This is a genomic window from Labedaea rhizosphaerae, from assembly GCF_004362825.1.
Lineage (GTDB): Bacteria > Actinomycetota > Actinomycetes > Mycobacteriales > Pseudonocardiaceae > Labedaea > Labedaea rhizosphaerae.
Window position 1 is genome coordinate 1,306,526 of sequence record NZ_SNXZ01000002.1, and the last position, 17,538, is coordinate 1,324,063.

17 protein-coding genes are annotated in these 17,538 nt (G+C 69.8%); 3 read left to right on the forward strand and 14 right to left on the reverse strand.

From position 1 onward, the window contains the following. Nucleotides 1-53 precede the first annotated feature (53 nt). The 10 genes from EV186_RS15445 to EV186_RS15490 all read right to left on the reverse strand — a co-directional run bounded on the left by EV186_RS15445 (nucleotide 54) and on the right by EV186_RS15490 (nucleotide 11,439). Entirely contained in the window at nucleotides 54-2,351 is a 2,298-nt protein-coding gene (locus EV186_RS15445) for a RelA/SpoT family protein (RefSeq protein ID WP_133849902.1), read from the reverse strand. A gap of 129 nt (nucleotides 2,352-2,480) precedes the next feature. Then, nucleotides 2,481-3,002 (reverse strand): adenine phosphoribosyltransferase, encoded by a 522-nt coding sequence (locus EV186_RS15450; protein ID WP_243754049.1) that lies wholly within the window; start codon nucleotides 3,000-3,002, stop codon nucleotides 2,481-2,483. Further along, nucleotides 2,999-4,330: a protein translocase subunit SecF gene (gene secF / locus EV186_RS15455; RefSeq protein WP_133849903.1), complete on the reverse strand. Its 1,332-nt coding sequence runs from the start codon at nucleotides 4,328-4,330 to the stop codon at nucleotides 2,999-3,001. Before secF ends, EV186_RS15450 begins: the two co-directional genes overlap by 4 nt. A 1-nt stretch (nucleotide 4,331) precedes the next feature. Next, nucleotides 4,332-6,161 carry a protein translocase subunit SecD gene (secD, locus tag EV186_RS15460; protein WP_133849904.1) on the reverse strand — a complete coding sequence of 610 codons (1,830 nt, stop codon included), beginning with the start codon at nucleotides 6,159-6,161 and terminating at the stop codon, nucleotides 4,332-4,334. Between the two features lie 192 nt (nucleotides 6,162-6,353). Then, a complete protein-coding gene (gene yajC, locus EV186_RS15465; protein WP_133849905.1) occupies nucleotides 6,354-6,743 on the reverse strand; it encodes a preprotein translocase subunit YajC in 390 nt (129 codons plus the stop codon). 118 nt (nucleotides 6,744-6,861) lie between these two features. Next, a complete protein-coding gene (gene ruvB, locus EV186_RS15470; RefSeq protein WP_133849906.1) occupies nucleotides 6,862-7,935 on the reverse strand; it encodes a Holliday junction branch migration DNA helicase RuvB in 1,074 nt (357 codons plus the stop codon). A gap of 2 nt (nucleotides 7,936-7,937) precedes the next feature. Further along, nucleotides 7,938-8,537: a Holliday junction branch migration protein RuvA gene (ruvA, locus tag EV186_RS15475; RefSeq protein ID WP_133849907.1), complete on the reverse strand. Its 600-nt coding sequence runs from the start codon at nucleotides 8,535-8,537 to the stop codon at nucleotides 7,938-7,940. Next, nucleotides 8,534-9,100 carry a crossover junction endodeoxyribonuclease RuvC gene (gene ruvC, locus EV186_RS15480; RefSeq protein WP_133849908.1) on the reverse strand — a complete coding sequence of 189 codons (567 nt, stop codon included), beginning with the start codon at nucleotides 9,098-9,100 and terminating at the stop codon, nucleotides 8,534-8,536. The genes ruvA and ruvC overlap by 4 nt, the downstream gene beginning before the upstream one ends. Nucleotides 9,101-9,176: 76 nt before the next feature. After that, complete coding sequence (locus tag EV186_RS15485) at nucleotides 9,177-10,910, reverse strand: metallophosphoesterase family protein (protein ID WP_133849909.1); 1,734 nt, start codon at nucleotides 10,908-10,910, stop codon at nucleotides 9,177-9,179. A 16-nt stretch (nucleotides 10,911-10,926) separates the two neighbouring features. Next, nucleotides 10,927-11,439, reverse strand: a complete 513-nt coding sequence (locus EV186_RS15490) for a DUF4262 domain-containing protein (protein WP_243754050.1) — start codon at nucleotides 11,437-11,439, stop codon at nucleotides 10,927-10,929. A gap of 217 nt (nucleotides 11,440-11,656) precedes the next feature. Between EV186_RS15490 and EV186_RS15495 the strand changes: the two genes are divergently transcribed. Both EV186_RS15495 and EV186_RS15500 read left to right on the forward strand, forming a co-directional pair. After that, entirely contained in the window at nucleotides 11,657-12,772 is a 1,116-nt protein-coding gene (locus EV186_RS15495; protein WP_133849911.1) for an HNH endonuclease signature motif containing protein, read from the forward strand. A 426-nt stretch (nucleotides 12,773-13,198) separates the two neighbouring features. Further along, on the forward strand, nucleotides 13,199-14,251 hold the full coding sequence (locus EV186_RS15500) for a hypothetical protein (RefSeq protein ID WP_133849912.1): 1,053 nt from the start codon (nucleotides 13,199-13,201) through the stop codon (nucleotides 14,249-14,251). Between the two features lie 86 nt (nucleotides 14,252-14,337). On the opposite strand, the gene EV186_RS15505 is transcribed toward EV186_RS15500, so the two are convergent. After that, nucleotides 14,338-15,090, reverse strand: a complete 753-nt coding sequence (locus EV186_RS15505) for a YebC/PmpR family DNA-binding transcriptional regulator (protein ID WP_133849913.1) — start codon at nucleotides 15,088-15,090, stop codon at nucleotides 14,338-14,340. Between the two features lie 45 nt (nucleotides 15,091-15,135). Beyond that, on the reverse strand, nucleotides 15,136-15,756 hold the full coding sequence (pdxT, locus tag EV186_RS15510) for a pyridoxal 5'-phosphate synthase glutaminase subunit PdxT (RefSeq protein ID WP_133849914.1): 621 nt from the start codon (nucleotides 15,754-15,756) through the stop codon (nucleotides 15,136-15,138). Between the two features lie 171 nt (nucleotides 15,757-15,927). Here pdxT and EV186_RS15515 point away from each other — a divergent pair, with 171 nt between their 5' ends. Further along, nucleotides 15,928-16,479 (forward strand): DUF6461 domain-containing protein, encoded by a 552-nt coding sequence (locus tag EV186_RS15515; RefSeq protein ID WP_133849915.1) that lies wholly within the window; start codon nucleotides 15,928-15,930, stop codon nucleotides 16,477-16,479. On the opposite strand, the gene EV186_RS15520 is transcribed toward EV186_RS15515, so the two are convergent. After that, the gene (locus EV186_RS15520; RefSeq protein ID WP_133849916.1) at nucleotides 16,476-16,697 is read right to left on the reverse strand and encodes a DUF397 domain-containing protein; all 222 of its coding nucleotides are present in this window, start codon (nucleotides 16,695-16,697) and stop codon (nucleotides 16,476-16,478) included. The genes EV186_RS15515 and EV186_RS15520 overlap by 4 nt on opposite strands. Then, nucleotides 16,694-17,536: a helix-turn-helix domain-containing protein gene (locus EV186_RS15525; RefSeq protein ID WP_243754051.1), complete on the reverse strand. Its 843-nt coding sequence runs from the start codon at nucleotides 17,534-17,536 to the stop codon at nucleotides 16,694-16,696. The genes EV186_RS15520 and EV186_RS15525 overlap by 4 nt, the downstream gene beginning before the upstream one ends. Between the last annotated feature and the right edge of the window lie 2 nt (nucleotides 17,537-17,538).

Below are 17,538 nucleotides of genomic sequence, written 5' to 3' on the forward strand. Positions count from 1 at the left end.
CCGGAAACCTAGCCGCGCCACGGCACCCGGCGATTGAACGAATCGGACGTGCCTCAGGAAGCTGACGTCACCCGGTACACGTCGTAGACGCCTTCGACGCTGCGCACCGCCTTGAGCACGTGGCCCAGGTGCTTCGGGTCGCCCATCTCGAACGAGAACCGGCTCACCGCGACCCGGTCGCGCGAGGTGGTCACCGACGCGGACAGGATGTTCACCCGCTCGTCGGCCAGGACCTTGGTGACGTCGGACAGCAGCCGGTGCCGGTCCAGGGCCTCGACCTGGATGGCGACGAGGAAGACCGATGTCTCCGACGGCGCCCACTCCACGTCCAGCAGCCGGTCGTCCTTGGCCAGCAGGTCCTTGGCGTTGGTGCAGTCGGTCCGGTGCACCGAGACGCCACCGCCGCGGGTGACGAAACCCAGGATCTCGTCGCCGGGCACGGGCGTGCAGCACCGCGCGAGCTTCACCCACACATCGCTGGCGCCCTTGACGATCACGCCCGCGTCGCCGGACGCGCGGCGCCGGGTGATCGTCGACGGCGTGGCGCGCTCGGCCAGCTCCTCCTCGGCGTGGTCGACCCCGCCGAGCAGGGCGACGAGGCGCTGCACCACGTGCCGTGCCGACAGGTGGTTCTCCCCCACCGCCGCGTACAGCCCGCTGATGTCGCCGTAGCGCAGCTCGCGGGCCAGTGCCGTGATCGAGTCCGCCGACACCAGGCGCTGCATGGGCAGCCCGACCCGGCGCACCTCCTTGGCGATGGCGTCCTTGCCCGCCTCGATCGCCTCTTCCTTGCGCTCCTTGGCGAACCACTGCCGGATCTTGGCCCGCGCCCGCGGCGACGCGGCGAAGGTCAGCCAGTCCCGGCTGGGCCCGGCGCCTTCGGCCTTCGAGGTGAAGATCTCGACGACCTCACCGTTCTCCAGCTTGCGTTCGAGCGCGACGAGCCGGCCGTTGACCCGCGCGCCGATGCACCGGTGGCCGACCTCGGTGTGCACGGCGTAGGCGAAGTCCACCGGCGTCGAACCGGTGGGCAGCGTGATGACCTCGCCCTTGGGTGTGAACACGAAGATCTCGCGGGTGGCGAGGTCGTAGCGCAGGGCTTCGAGGAACTCGCCGGGGTCGGCGGCCTCACGCTGCCAGTCCAGCAGCTGGCGCATCCAGGCCATCTCGTCGATCTCGACGCTGCGGCCGTTGTGCGAACCCCTGGTCTCCTTGTACCGCCAGTGCGCCGCGATGCCGTACTCGGCGGTGCGGTGCATCTCGTGCGTGCGGATCTGCACCTCGAGCGGCTTGCCGTCCGGGCCGATCACGGTGGTGTGCAGCGACTGGTAGACGCCGAAGCGCGGCTGCGCGATGTAGTCCTTGAACCGCCCGGGCATCGGCTGCCACAACGCGTGCACCACGCCCATCGCCGCGTAGCAGTCACGCACGTCGTCGACCAGGATGCGCACGCCGACCAGGTCGTGGATGTCGTCGAAGTCGCGGCCCCGGACGATCATCTTCTGGTTGATCGAGTAGTAGTGCTTGGGCCGGCCCTCGACCTTCGCGGTGATCCGCGAGGACTCCAGCTGGCTGGTCAGCTCCTCGACGACGCGCTTGAGGTAGGTGTCGCGCGAGGGCGCGCGGTTGGCGACCAGCCGCACGATCTCGTCGTACTTCTTCGGCTGCAGGATCGCGAACGCCAGGTCCTCCAGCTCCCACTTCACCGTCGCCATGCCGAGGCGGTGGGCGAGGGGCGCGAGGACTTCCAGCGTCTCGCGGGCCTTCTTCGCCTGCTTCTCCGGCGGCAGGAACCGCATGGTGCGCATGTTGTGCAGCCGGTCGGCCAGCTTGATCACCAGCACCCGCGGGTCGCGGGCCATGGCGATCACCATCTTGCGGATGGTCTCGGCCTCGGCGGCCGCGCCCAGCTGCACCTTGTCCAGCTTGGTGACGCCGTCGACCAGGTGCGCGACCTCGTCACCGAAGTCGCCGCGCAGGTTGTCCAGGCCGTAGTCGGTGTCCTCCACGGTGTCGTGCAGCAGCGCCGCGACCAGCGTGGTGGTGTCCATGCCGAGCTCGGCGAGGATCGTGGCGACGGCCAGCGGGTGCGTGATGTACGGGTCACCGGACTTGCGCCGCTGGTTGCGGTGCGCCTCCTCGGCGACGTCGTAGGCGTGCTGCAACAACGCGAGGTCGGCGTTCGGGTGCAGTTCCCGGTGCACCGCGGCCAGCGGCTCGAGCACCTGCTTGACCGGCGCGGGCCGCTGCGCGGTGATCCGCCGGGCAAGACGGGCCCGCACACGCCGCGTCGCGGGCGGCTGGCGGGCCGGGGTCTGATCGACCGGACCGGACTCGACGTCGTGACTCAGGGCACACGCTCCCGGCAGGTTGGCGCCACCTGGTGACGCATAACCCTCCGAACCACGGCCGTGGCCCGGACACCGAGGATAACGCCGTTGCCCCAGCCCAACGTTCCACGGGTCGGCGGACCTGCGGATTCAGACGCTGAGCAGCGTCCGCACCGACCGCCCGGCGAGTCGCTCCCGACCGCCCAGCGCGGCCAGGTCCACGACCACCGACACGACGGTGACCTCCGCCCCCGCGCGCTCGACCAGTTCGCAGGTCGCGGCGGCCGTGCCACCGGTGGCCAGCACGTCGTCGATCACCGCGACCCGCTGCCCGGCGCGGATCGTCCCGGCCGGCAGTTGCAGGGTCGCCGAGCCGTACTCCAGGTCGTAGGAGACCTCGTCGGCCACGGTGGGCAGCTTGCCCGGCTTGCGCACCGGCACCAGCCCGAAGTCGTGAGCGGCGGCGATCCCGCCGCCGAGCAGGAAGCCACGCGCCTCGACCGCCGCCAGCACGTCGGTGTCCGCGGGGATCGTCTCGGCGAGCGCGTCGACAACCACCCGGAACGCCTTGGCGTCGGCGAACAGCGGGCTGAGGTCCCGGAACAACACCCCGGGCTGGGGGAAGTCCGGGACCTCGGCGATCAGCCCGAGCGCATGCTCGAGCTGACTCACCGGCGCTTCTTGCCCGTCGGCTTGCCGCTGGGCCGGCCGCCTTGGGTGCGACGGACGTCCGTCGCCTTCGGCGTGCGGCTCGGCACGCTGGACGCCGCCGCGTAGGCCCGCTCCTTGCGCACCTCGTTGTCGATCGACTCCTCGTCGGTGGGCTCGATCTCGCCGGCTTCGGCGCGACCCGCGGCGTGGCGGGCCGCGGCCTTGGCGGCCTGCTCCTTGCGCCGCTGCAGCACGCGCGTGGCCTGCTGCTTGAAGCGCGGGTCACGCATCTTCATGTCGACCAGCAACGGCGTCGCCAGGAAGATCGACGAGAGCGCGCCGGCCAGCATGCCGACCAACTGCACCAGGGCCAGGTCGGCGAGCGTGCCGACACCGAGCAGACCGACGCCGACGATCAGCAGGCCGATCACCGGCAACAGGCCGATGAGCGAGGTGTTGATCGAGCGCATCAGCGTCTGGTTCAGCGCCAGGTTCGCCGTTTCGGCGTAGGTGCGCCTGGTCAGGCCGAGCAGGCCACGCGCGTTCTCCTTGATCTTGTCGAACACCACGACGGTGTCGTAGAGGGAGAAGCCGAGGATGGTCAGCAGGCCGATCACCGTCGCCGGGGTGACCTCGAAGCCGACGAGCGAGTAGACGCCCGCCGTGACCACGACGTCGTGGATGAGCGCGATCAGCGCCGCGACCGCCATCCACTTCTCGAAGTAGAACGCCAGGAAGATCGTCACCAGCACGAGGAAGACGGCGAGGGCGATCAACGCCTTCTGCGAGATCTCCCCACCCCACGAGCCGCTGACCGCGCTGTCGCTGACCGCCTGCGCGGCCGGCTGACCGGCCGCGGGCTGCGGCTTGAGCTCGGCCACGAACGCCTTCTTGAGCTCGGCGACCTCGGCCGTGGTGAGCGCCTCCGAGCGGACCTGGATGGAGGCGTTCTTGCCCGCACCCACCGACTGCACCGAGGACGGTTCCTTGTGCAGCGTGGACTTGAAGACGTCGGTGACCCGGTCGGTGGTGATGGGCGCGCCGGACGTGCTGGCCACCGGCATCTGCAGCCGGGTGCCGCCGGCGAACTCGATGCCCAGGTTGAAGCCGCGGAAGATCATCGAGCCGATGCAGACCAGCACCAGCACCGAGAAGATGATGTAGAACCGCTTGCGCTTGCCGACGATGTCGAACGCGCCGGTGCCGCTGTAGAGCCGGTGGACGAGGCTTTCCTTGCCGCTCTTGCGAATGTCACCGGTCGAGGTCCGCTCGCCGGCTTCCTCGACCTCGTCCACAGCGACGTTCGCGGAGTTCTCCGCCTTCTCGGCCTTGGGGTCGGTGCCTGCCATCTCAGGCCTCCTTCGCGGCGGTCTTGGCCGGCACACCACGCCCGGCGGGGTGCCGGTGGATGCGGCCGAGGCCGGAGAACTTCGGGCTGGAGAGCGTCTTGGACTTCGCGGCGATCGCGACCAGCGGGTGGGTCACGAAGAACACCACGAGCAGGTCGAGCACCGTCGACAAGCCCAGGGTGAAGGCGAAGCCCTGCACCGTGCCGACCGCGAGGACGTACAGCGTCGCGGCGGCCAGGAACATGACCGCGTCGGCGGTCAGGATCGTGCGCCGGGCCCGGATCCACCCGCGCGGCACGGCCGAGCGGAACGTCCGGCCCTCGCGTATCTCGTCCTTGAGGCGTTCGAAGAAGATCACGAACGAGTCGGCGGTGATACCGATCGCGATGATGAAGCCGGCGACACCGGGTAGGTCGAGGGTGAACCCGATCCAGCGGCCGAGCAGCACCAGCACGCCGTAGACGATCGCGGCCGAGAAGGCCAGCGACAACATCGTCAGGATGCCGAGCAGCCGGTAGTAGATCAGGCAGTAGATGAACACCAGGGCGAGGCCGATGGCACCGGCGATCAGGCCGGCCTCCAGCGACGCGAGGCCCAGGGTCGCCGAGACGGTCTCCGCGTCGGAGGACTCGAACGACAGCGGCAGCGAGCCGTACTTGAGGACGTTGGCCAGGTCCTGCGCCTCGGTCTGGGTGAAGTCACCGGTGATGCGGGTGTTGCCGCCGGCGATCGCGGTCTCGATGTTCGGCGCCGACTGCACCTGGGTGTCGAGCACGAACGCGGCCTGCTGACCGATGTTCTTGCTGGTGAAGTCCGCCCAGATGTTGCTGCCCTGGCTGTTGAAGCTCAGGTCGACCTCCCAGTGGCCGACGCTGGTGGAGTCGACCTGGAAGGAGGCGTCGGTGATGTCGGTGCCCGGGAGGAACACCGGGCCCAGCACGTAGGGCCGGCCGTCCTTGCCGCAGGTGACCAGCGGCTTGTCGGGCAGGTCGTTGCCGACCAGTTCCTCGTCGGCACGCGGGTCACCCGGCTTGCCGGGTCCCGAGACGCAGGAAAGCGTCAGCAGCGCCTGGGCCTGCGCCTGGGGGTCGGTGTCGACGTTGGGGGCCTGCAGGATGTCCTGGGCCGCCTTGATGATCTTGGCCTCGTCCGAGGTCACACTGCCGTTGGACGGCGGGGGCGCCGTGGGCGCGCTCGACGTCGGCGGAGCCTTGGACGTGGAGGTCGCCGGCGGCTTGGTCGTCGTGGTCGGCGCGGCCGCGCCTTCCAGGTGCGGGGCGACCCGGCCCTGCGGCGCGCCGGACGTCGGCGTGCCGCTGCCCGCCGTCGGCTTCTTGCTGGTCGAGGTCGGCGTGCCCGGCTTGGTGGACGTGCCCGGCTGGCTGGGGTTGGGCTGCTGCGCCTGCTTGGCGGCGAGCTGCTGCTGCACGAGCTGGTTCGCGGTCTGGTCGATCGGGATGACCTTGCGGAACGCGAGCTTCGCCGTCTTGCCCAGGTTCTTGGCCTGGTCGCCCTGGTCGCCCGGCACCGTGATCACGATGTTGTTGCCGTCGAGCAGCACTTCGGTGCCGCCGACACCGATGCCGTTGACGCGCTTCTCGATGATCTGGCGTGCCTGGTTCAACGAGTCCCGCGACGGCGCCTCGCCCGTGGTGGTGCGCGCGGTCAGCGTGACGCGCGTGCCACCTTGCAGGTCGATGCCGAGCTTCGGACTCGCCTTGTCGTGACCCACGAACGCGGGGATCAGCACGAGGCCGTAGACCAGGATGAGCAGGAAGGCGAAGAACGCCAGGTAGCGCAATGGGCGGATCTGCCCAACCGGTGGTGCCACGGTCGGTCCGTCTCCTCAACTACAGCATCGGGAAGCGCCTCGCGGAGGTGGTGCGAGCGCCGGAGATGCCCTCGGGCAGGTCATGGCGCTGCGCCCACACCCGCGTGCACAGGTGGGTGAGGGCGCAGCCTACCTCCCGCCAGGTGAGCCCCTTGTCACGTGGGTCACCCAGACGGGTTCAGGTGGTCGCGGTCAGCGACCCTTCTTGCTCGGCGCGGTCTCGTCGTCGGCGTCGGCGGTCTCGGTGTCGACGGCGTCCGAGTCGACGACCTCGTCCTCGAGCTCGTCGTCGATCTGCTCGACCTCGGGACCCTCGTCCAGGGTCGGGTCGACCTTCTCGCGGACCGCCGCACGCAGCCACGTGGTGGTCATGCCGGGCGCGATCTCGATGTCGATCGTCGAGTCGTCGTCGGTGTTCACCACGGTGCCGTACAGACCGGAGGTGGTCATCACGCGGTCGCCGATGGTCAGCGAGCTCTGCAGGTCCTGCTGCGCCTGCATGGTGCGCTTCTGCTTGCGGCTCATGAAGGTCATCAGGACCACCACAGCGGCGATCATGATGATCATTGGCAGCGCGCTCATCGTTCTCCGTTTCAGCGGACGCCGTGCGAGGCGAGACGTCCGATTTGTTCGATGTCGGTTCTTACGAGTGTGCCAGGGACCACAATGATCGTGTCCCGCAGCCTCGCCTGGACCGCTCTCACTCGTCGAACAGGGTAGGTGCGCTCGCGCCCGCCACCTCGGGCGGGGGCGTGAGACCGAGGTGCGACCACGCCGCCGCGGTGGCCACCCGGCCGCGCGGCGTCCTGGCCAGCATCCCGGCGCGAACCAGGTACGGCTCGCACACCTCTTCCACCGTAGCTGCTTCTTCGCCGACAGCCACGGCCAGAGTTGCCACGCCGACCGGTCCGCCGCCGAACGAGCGGACCAGCGCGGTCAGCACGGCGCGGTCCAGCCGGTCGAGCCCGAGCGCGTCGACGTCGTAGATTTCCAGCGCCGCCCGGGCGATGTCCCTGGTCACGGCGCCGTCGGCGCGCACATCGGCGTAGTCGCGGACGCGGCGCAGCAGCCGGTTGGCGATGCGCGGGGTGCCGCGGGAACGGCCTGCGATCTCCGCTGCCCCATCCGGGTGCAGGTCGACGCCGAGGATGCTCGACGAGCGGCGCAGGATCTGCTCGAGGTCCGCGGGCTCGTAGAACTCCATGTGCGCGGTGAAGCCGAACCGGTCGCGCAGCGGCCCGGTCAGCGCGCCCGACCTGGTGGTGGCGCCGACCAGGGTGAACGGCGCGATCTCCAGCGGGATGCTGGTGGCGCCGGGGCCCTTGCCGACCACGACGTCGACCCGGAAGTCCTCCATCGCCAGGTAGAGCATCTCCTCGGCGGGGCGGGCCATCCGGTGGATCTCGTCGATGAACAGGACGTCGCCCTCGACGAGGTTGGAGAGCATGGCGGCGAGGTCGCCCGCGCGTTCCAGGGCGGGCCCGGACGTGATGCGCAGGGACCGGCCGAGCTCGGTGGCGATGATCATGGCGAGGCTGGTCTTGCCCAGGCCGGGCGGCCCGGAGAGCAGGACGTGGTCCGGAGGCGCGCCGCGGTGGGTCGCGGCCTGGAGCACCAGCTCCAGCTGCTCACGGACCCGGCCCTGGCCGACGAACTCGGTGAGGTTCCGGGGCCGGAGCGTGGTTTCGTCCTCACGCTCCCCCGCCGCGATGGCCGGCGACAACTCCGGCGCGGACGTGAGGTCCTCGAACTCGGCGTCGATGTCGTCGTGCATGGTTACTTCTTACGGCCCAGGGTGGTGAGCGCCTTGCGCAGGACCACCGACGTGTCACCCGTGCCGTTGTCGGCGAGCACCGCGTCGACGGCCTGCTCGGCTTGCCTGCTCGCGAAACCGAGGCCGATGAGCGCCTCGACGACGGACTCGCGGACGCCGGCCTGGCTGCTCGCCGCGGCGGCGCCGTCGCCCGCGACCGGCAGCTTGCCGACCTTGTCGCGCAGCTCCACGACCAGGCGTTCGGCCGATTTGCGGCCGACGCCGGGGACCTGGGTGAGCACCGCGAGGTTGCCGTCGGCGAGCGCGGCCCGCAGCCGGTCGGGTTCGAGCACCGCGAGCGTGGCCATGGCCAGGCGCGGCCCGACGCCGGACACGGTCTGCAGCAGGCCGAACAGCTCGCGGGCGTCGGGGTCGGCGAAGCCGAAGAGGGTCAGGGAGTCCTCGCGGACCACGAGCGTGGTCGCCAGCGTGGCCTCTTCGCCGCGGCGCAGGGTCGCGAGCGTGGCCGGGGTGGCTTGCACGGCGAAGCCGACGCCGCCGACCTCGACGACCGCGTGGTCGAGCCCGATGGCCAGCACCGTGCCCCGAAGTGAGGAGATCACCGGGCCTCCTTCGCGGCCGCGGCGAGCCGGGCCTTGTGCGTGCGGGCGAGTTCGGCGGCCTTGGCCTCCGCCTCGGCGAGCCGCGCCTTCATCGGGCCGCGCCAGAGGTGGCAGATGGCGATGGCGATGGCGTCGGCCGCGTCGGCGGGCTTGGGCGCGACCTCGAGCTTGAGCAGCCGGGTGACCATCGTCGCGACCTGTTTCTTGTCGGCGCGACCGGACCCGGTGACCGCGGCCTTGACCTCACTGGGCGTGTGGAACTCGACCGGCAGGCCACGCCGGGCGGCGGCCAGCGCGACGACGCCGCCGGCCTGCGCGGTGCCCATCGCCGTGCGCACGTTGTACTGGCTGAACACCCGCTCCACGGCGACGGCGTCGGGCTTGTAGTGGTCGAGCCAGCGTTCGACGCCGTCGCTGACGAGCAGCAACCGCGTGGCCAGGTCGGCCTCGACCGGGGTCCTGATGACGTCGACCGCGACGGCGGTGACCTGGCGCCCCCGGCCGCCGTCGACCACCGCGATCCCGCAGCGGGTCAGCCCTGGGTCGACTCCCAGCACACGCACTCCACAGCCCTTTCCGCGAACACCCGTTCGACGAACTGTATTGGTTTCCGCCTGCCTTCAACCCCGGGACACGCCGTCAGGAAACGTCTGGGGTGCCGGAAAGCGGACTCGGCGTGACGAGGAACGCGGGCTCGATCGGCTCGACCTTCAACGGGCAGTCCGGTTTGAGCCAAGGATCGGTGACCGAGCCGTTCGGGTCGGGCACCCAGTCGCGGCACACCCGGTCGACCTTGATCGGGTGGACCGTCAGGCCTTCGGCGGTCAGGTGGATCCGCAGGAACCCCTTGTAGTCCTCAATGGACTGACCGGCGAACACCTCGTTGAGGTTGATGCCGCGCAGGCTGGCGATCAGCAGGTACACCGCGACGATCTCGGCGTCCAGGAAGCCGATCACGGTGGGTGTGCCGAGCAGCACCATCGCCGCGAACAGCCAGTCCCCCGCGTTGCCCGTGGGCAGCACCTGGTGGAACAACCACAGCGCGAGCACCGCCCAGCCGACGCTGAAAGCCATGTGCGCCACCGCGTGCAGCACGCCCGCGGTCCAGTACGCGAGCGGTCGGCCGCGCGCCGTGCCCAGGCGCGCGAACGCGACCCCGGCCACGAGCAGTCCAAACGCGACGATGGCGGCGGGCGACCACGCCTGCAGCAGGTCGAAGGCGCTCGTGCCGTCGTGCACGAGGCCGAGCAACAGGGCCAGCGTCAGCACCAGCTGGAAACCACCGGTGAGCAACCAGAACTTGGGGTTGCGCCACGGCAGCGTCGCGATCCCCCAGGACAACTTCCGCGACGTGCCCTCGTCCGGGTAGCGGTGCACGAGGTCGAACTCGGTCTGGTCGCTGGGCTGGCGCACGCGGGACAGGCGCGGCGGCAGCGACAGCTTCTCCGGCAGCCGGTGGGTGGCCGCGAGGTAGGCGCCCCCGATGCCGCAGGTGACCCGCTGGGCGCTGCCGCCGTGTTCGGCGTAGCGGGCGTAGTGGTGGGTGTCGCCCGAGAGCATCAGCCGGACCTGGGCGCCGCGCGGGCGGACGATCTCGCGCAGGAAGAACTCGATGGTGTCGTAGCCCTTGGTCTCGCCGCCGGACCCGGCGGGCACCCACGCGGGCGTGGCGGTGCAGAGGATCACGGAGTCGCCGCGGTCGATGTGCTCGGCGACCTCACGGAAGTAGTCCAGCTGCGGCGCGTCCACGTAGTCGTCGAACTGGGTGTCGATGGCCAGCAGCCACCACCTGTGCGGGAGCTGGACGGCGAAGTAGCTGCGGGTCTGCTGGGTCGCCCAGCCGCCGAAGGGCCGGCGCTGGGCGAACACGCGCAGGAACGCGGTGAGCCCGTCGTACCAGTCGTGGTTGCCGGGCACCGCGAACAGCACCGGCGGCACGCCCTCGGCCTGGGGCAGGGCGGCGCGGTAGACACCCTTGCTGCGGTCTTCGTAGTTGCGCGTGGAGGCGACCGGGTAGACCTCGTCGCCGCCCATGACCAGCAACCGGCCGCGCGGCAGCTCGGTGCCGTCGGGCATGGTCAGCTGCTCGGCGGCGAGCAGGCTCGCGACCGACATGGTGGCGTCGAAGCCGTCGCCGAGGTCGGCCACGAAGTCGAACCACAGGTCGTCGCCGTCCTGGTGGTGCAGGATCTTCTGGGGCAGGCTGGCCTGCAGTTCGCGCTTGTCCGCGTACGAGCCGAAGATCTCCGCGACCAGCGACTTGATGCCGGTGCCGATCAGCACGGCGGGTGAGAGCCAGCGGACCGCTTTCTGGGGCTGGAAACCCAGTTCGTCCTCGGTGAGCGCGGTCGGGCGCGGACGTGGCTGGGTCACCGCGCCACCTTAGCGATCAGGGGCCGTCGACTCCCGGGGTCCAGCTCTCCGGCACGCCGGACTCGGTCAACACGATCTGCCACTCGGCGAAGCCCTCGGGCCCGTCGGCGTCCCACGGCCACTTCCCCTCCGGCGTCGGCACGATGAGCTGGATGGCGGGGAAGTCGCCGGTGCGGTAGAGCAGGAACGCGCTGCCGAGGAACTCCGGGTAGTGCCCCTTCGCGACCCGCTCGACGGTGATCGGGATGCCTTCGAAGAACTCGTCGTACAGCTCGCCTGGCAGGAATCGCTCCCCGGCGGCAGCGCGTTGCACGTAGGCGTCGACCAGCACTCTGCCCATGCCGTCGGGCAACCCGACCACCACGGCCTCGGGCACGCCGAAGCGCCGCCAGGCGCCGACGGAGAAGACGTACCCCGCGCCTTGCCCGTCGCCGGCGACCTCGACCACCGCGTTGCCCCGCTGCTCGGCCTCGTCGAGCAGCCGCTGCCGCAAGTGCTTTTCCTGCTGGGTGAGCTGGTCGGTCGTCACGGCCTCACCGTATGCCGAACGCGGTGCGTCACGGCTACTCCGTTCCGGGTAACGAAACCGAACCAGCAGCCGCCGTCGATCGGCGGGCCCGCCTCTGCGCGACCCGGTGCGCCGGGCCCGGTCCGGCAGCCTTGACCCGGGCCGGCGATCTGGCCACCGAGCGATTTGATTCGTTTTCACATTCGCACAGTTGTTCGACTCGTGGTAGAATTCAGTCATGGATCTGGGGGATCTTCACGAACTTTTCGCCGCGCGCAGACGGCTGGATTTGGCGATCCAGGACAGCGTTTCCCGGCTGGACTGGAGCGATTCCGGCTACCGGCGGTTGTGGCACTTTCTCAAAGACACGTTCCGGCTCACCGCCGCCGAGGCGAAACGGCTGGAGAACCACATCGATCTGCTCTGCCCGCAGACGGCGATCACCGGGCAGCCGATCCCGGAGAACCTGCCGGTCGTGCGGGCGGCGATGGCCGAGGGGGCGATCTCCGTCGACCACGTCGTCATCATCGACGCGGCGCTGAAGGAGGTCCCGGCCGATCACGCCGACCGAGTCGAGGCGGACCTGACGGAGCTGGCGCGGGAGTTCGCGCCGCCGGAGCTCAAGCGACTCGGACGCCGGATCGTCGAGGCAGTGAACCCCGACGGTTCCCCGCCGCCCGATGCGGCCGCGCCCGAGAACCGCCTGGACCTCAACCGCCGCGGTGACGGATCCGTGTCCGGCCGGTTCGTGCTGGGCGCGGAAGCCGCCGCGACCCTGTTGCCGCTGCTCTCCCCGCTGACCAAGCCGCAACCTGGCGATCACCGCAGCCAGCCTGAACGGCAGGGCGACGCGTTGGCGGAGGTGATCCGCCTCGCTGCCGACGCCGGCACCGCGCCGATCGAAGGCGGGGAACGTCCGCACGTGGCGGTGACCGTGTCGCTGGAGGCGTTGCAGACCGGCCTCGGCCGCGCCGTCTTGGACGATGGCCACGGGTTGACGGCGGCGCAAGCGCGGCGGCTGGCCTGCGATGCAGGCATCACCCGCGTCGTCCTCGGCAGCAAATCGCAGCCGATCGACATCGGGGAAACCAAGCGCCTCGCCGACAAACGATTGCGACGAGCACTCGCGATCCGGGATCGCGGATGCGCGGTCCCGGGTTGCGGTCGGACGCCACAACAATGCCACGCCCATCATGTCCACCATTGGGCCGACGGCGGTCCGACAACGCTGGCGAACATGGTATTGGTGTGTCATTACCACCACCGGTTGATTCACCACGCCGGGTGGCAGGTCGAAATGGACGACGGAATGCCGGTCATCACCAAACCATCGTGGATGCGCCCTGCTGCCTGACGGGCTCCTTGCAATTCTTCGCAGCCAGAAGATGGTGGCGACGATGGGGCCGGCAACCCTGAGCCCGATCCCGGGGAACGCGCCTCCCTCACGCACCGCTTGGTCGCCCGTCAACGGCACCTTCAACCCGCACGCCTGTCTGCGCTGCCGAGCACCCGGCGGACACCTCCACCCCAGCCGTCGCAGGCAGCCGGCCAAGCAAGCTTCACGGTAACGGCCGAACACTTTGCGTAACGAATGGTCCGTTTGCCGCAACCCCATCCCGCTGTGTGATGGCCGCGCTCCATGTGGGCGACAACCGGGCTCGGCAATGCCGCACAGACGGCGGTAACCACGGCGTCCCAAGCGATGCATGCTCGACAGGACAGCGGCCCGACACGTCGACACCCTCAGGCAGCAGACGACATGGCTCAGTGCGGCGCACTGATGAGAGATGGCAGTCCGTGCGGACTTCTGGTCGCGCGCGATGGTGAGCGTTGCTACCGCCACGAGACCCCGGAAGACGCGCGCCACCGGCTCGCGTCCGAACTGGTGGTCCAGTCGCGGACGCGCGCGGAAGTCCTGGTACCCGACCGCGTGGTCAGCGCGCTCGACCACTGCGCACGGCTGGTGACCAGCGAGCAGTGGCGCGACGCCGTCGCGGGCATGGTGATCACACGCGTGCCGGACAAGACGTGGACCTCGCTGCTGACCTCGGGACGCTCGGATCGCTGCCTGGCCCTGGCCAACACGGCCGCGGACGTGCTCATCGCGGGCAAGTCGCCCCGAGGGCCGCTCTTCCGGCGGATGCGGGTCGCGGCGGGCATGGGCCGGACAGACCAGCGCTTCGCCCGCCAGCTCGCGAAGCGGATCAAGCTGCCGGCCGCCGCACGGGCCACCGCGGTCGGCCGGGGGCTGCAGGTCACCGGCATCCTGCTGTGCCTGGCCGACGGGCAGGACCTCGACCGGTGCCAGTGCTTCGTCGACCTCGCCCGCACCGAGTTCAAGCAGCGGGTGAAGCAGATCCTCGTCGCGGCCGCGCACGACTGGGTCAACCTGGCGTTGTACCCCGGGCGCGGGCAGCACGGGCGCACCCTGGGCGAGGTCCGGCCGATGCGCTACCGCGCGGAAGCGGAGCAGTCGCGCACCGACCTGCCGCCGGTCTCACGCACCGATCTGCCGCCCTACCAGCCGCGGCACGAACTCCCGTCCACGCTGTCACGCACCGACCTGCCGCCGGTGCGGCAGCCGCGGCACGAACTCCCGTCCACGCAATCACGCACCGACCTGCCGCCGGTGCGGCAGCCGCGGCACGAACTCCCGTCCACGCAATCACGCACCGACCTGCCTCCGGTGCGGCAGCGCATCGACCTCGGACCGCGCCCCGTGCACCCGGAGATCCCGCCGATGCGGGCGGCGGACAGCGACATCCGACCGGTGCGGCCGCGAACGGAACTGGGCCCCAACGCCATGTGGCGTCAGGGCCCAGCGGAAAGCTGACGATCAGGCGTCGACTTCGGCCATGACCTCGTCGGAGACGTGGAATCCGGCACAGTGCGTAGACGTTCTGCCCGCGCCGCCAACGATCAGGCGTCGACCTCGGCCATGACCTCGTCGGAGACGTCGAAGTTGGCATACACGTTCTGCACGTCGTCCTGGTCTTCCAGCGCGTCGATCAGCTTGAAGACCTTGCGCGCCGCGTCGGCGTCCAGCTGCACCGACACCGACGGCAGGAAGCTCGCCTCGGCCGACTCGTAGTCGTAGCCGGCCTCCTGCAGCGCCGTGCGCACGGCGACCAGGTCGGTCGCCTCGGACACGACCTCGAAGCTCTCGCCCAGGTCGTTGACCTCCTCGGCGCCCGCGTCGAGCACGGCCATCAGCACGTCGTCCTCGGAAAGGCCCTCGGACGGCAGGATGACGACGCCCTTGCGGTTGAACATGTACGCCACCGAACCCGGGTCGGCCATGGTGCCGCCGTTGCGGGTCATCGCGGTGCGCACGGCACCGGCCGCGCGGTTGCGGTTGTCGGTGAGGCATTCGACCAGCACGGCCACGCCGTTGGGGCCGTAGCCCTCGTACATGATCGTCTGCCAGTCGGCGCCGCCGGCTTCCTCGCCACCGCCGCGCTTGCGGGCCCGCTCGATGTTGTCCAGCGGCACCGAGTTCTTCTTCGCCTTCTGGATGGCGTCGAAAAGGGTCGGGTTGCCCTCGGGGTCACCGCCGCCGGTGCGGGCCGCCACTTCGATGTTCTTGATCAACTTCGCGAAGAGCTTGCCACGCTTGGCGTCGATGGCGGCCTTCTTGTGCTTTGTGGTCGCCCACTTTGAGTGGCCGCTCATCTGTCCTCCATCAACTCCTCGAATACACGCGCGTCCGCGCGCCAGTCACAATCCGCGGACTGTTTCCACGAACAGGCGGTGCACGCGCCGGTCACCGGTCAGCTCCGGGTGGAACGCGGTGGCCATGGCGGCGCCCTGCCGAACCGCGACGATCCTACCGGCGGCCGCCCCGGCCTCGGGCGAGTCCGGCACCGCGGCCAGGATCTCGACGTCCGGGCCGACAGATTCGACCCACGGCGCGCGGATGAAAACCGCGTGCACGGGGCCGTCGTCCAACCCGGCGAAGGCGAGGTCTTCCTCGAAGGAATCGACCTGCCGCCCGAAGGCGTTGCGCCGCACGATCATGTCGATGCCGCCCAGCTGGTGCTGGTCAGGCCGCCCGTCGAGCACCTTGTCGGCCAGCAGGATCATCCCCGCGCACGACCCGTACGCGGGCAGCCCGTCGGCCAGGCGCGCCCGCAGGGGCTCGAGCAACTCGAAGGTGGCCAGCAGCCGCGACATGGTGGTGGACTCGCCACCCGGGAGCACGATCCCGTGCAGTGCGGCCAGCTCCTCCGGCCGTCGCACCGGCACCGCGTCACAGTCCAACGCCCGCAAGGTGGCGACGTGTTCCCGTACGTCACCTTGCAGTGCGAGCACGCCGATCAACGGACGAGCTGCGGTCACCGGTCACCTCCTGCCAAACCTGCTGGTGACCAGCCTATGCGGTGGCGTCCTCGCTCGTAACGCAGGTCCGTGGTCCCGCCTGGGCGCCCAGCGTTCACCCAGGAGGGAACTCGACAGAAAGTGCCCGTTTAGGCACTCTGTGTATACGACCGTCGTGTGGGGAGCTATCTCGTGTTGAGCCTGGCTGACGTACGTCGCTACGCCTGGGCGGACGAGGATCCCGATCTGGCATGGACGGTTGCGGTCGTCCGCGGGCGATCGGCCGACGAGGTGGTACGGGCCTACGGCGGCGACCCGACCGACCCACCGCGGACCATGGCGTTTCGCGAGGCGGTCGTGTCGCACGAGGAGCTGGGCCGGTCATCGTGGCTGTTGGTGCACGAGGACGACGGTGCCGTCATCGTGCTGGAGAACAACGGGTGGTTCGGCACCCGGGAGGCAGTGGCGAAGCAGGCGTCCGCGGGCGGCGGTCACTTCATGAGCGTGCATTGGGACCTCAACGCCAACCACCAACTCCTGGCGGCGATCGACGGCGAACTGGTGACGTCGTTCGACCCGCTGCTGGTCGAGCACCAGCCGGAGTGGTTGGACGACGTCGTGCTCGACGACGAGTCGCTGCACGCCGTGCTGCTGGCCGTGCTTGCCGAACGAACAGGCGTAGTGGCGCAGCGGCAGTGGCTCACCGCTGAGTTTCGCGCCTACCTGGCACGCCGCCGCGATTAGTCCACTGTGGACGTGAACTCGGCGCGGACGAACGCGGCGAACGCCGTGTTCGGCACAGCCAGGTGGGCGGCGTCGGGGTTCTTGGAATCGCGCACCGCGACGAACTGGTCGGCGAAGGCGATCTCGACACAGTCGCCATTCGAGCCGTCGGCTGTGCTGCGGCTGCTCTTGCGCCAGCTCAGGCCGGAGAGGTCCAGCACGGTGTTCGCCTCTTTCATGGTGCGGGCAGTTCGGTGGCGTGCTGCTCAATGAGCGCCACCGAGTCCGCCGGGTTCAGTGCCTCGCCGCGCAGCGAGTCGAACACAAGTTTAGCGGCCTGGACCTCCTCCTGGTCCTCAATATGCAGCGCCCCGGTCACGTACTCGTGGTACAGCAAGTCCGGCTCGCCGGGCCCTGTGAAGCCCAGCAAGTTGAACCCCCCGCCGAGGCCACTGGGCGGACATGTCCGCAGAGGCAACACCTGAAGGGTCACCGACGGCAGCTCGGCCATCATGATCAAGTGGTCGAGCTGTTCACGCAGCACGGCGGGGCCGCCGATCTCCCGCCACAGCGCAGCCTCGTCGATGACCGCAACCAATTCGAGCGGGTTGTCCTCGCTCGTGAGCCGCTGCTGGCGGATGCGACGCACGGCGAGGTCGTTGTCCACCTCCTTGGCGCTCCGGCGGCGCTGCGCACTGTCGAACTGGGCGCGGATGTAGTTCTCGGTGTGCAGCAACCCGGGCAGTTGCATGCCCGCATAAGTGAGGACGCGGCAGGCTTCGGTCTCCGCGTCCGTGTAACCCATGTCCTGCACCCCGTAGCTGGTGAACCAGCTCGGTTTGGCGGCCTCGCGAACGGCGTCGAGCAGGTCGGGCTCGTAGTGGTCGTAGAGGTCCATCATCGAGCGCACGACGTGCACGTCGGCACGGGTCTCGCCCGCCTCCAAGCGGTGCAGGACACTGCGGCTGAGGTCCAGCATCGGCGCGGCCTTGTCCAAGGTCATACCGGCCGACTCGCGCAGGTCACGCAACCGCCGGCCGAGGCGGCGGCGACGGAACGGCGGCTTGGTGGACGTCACGA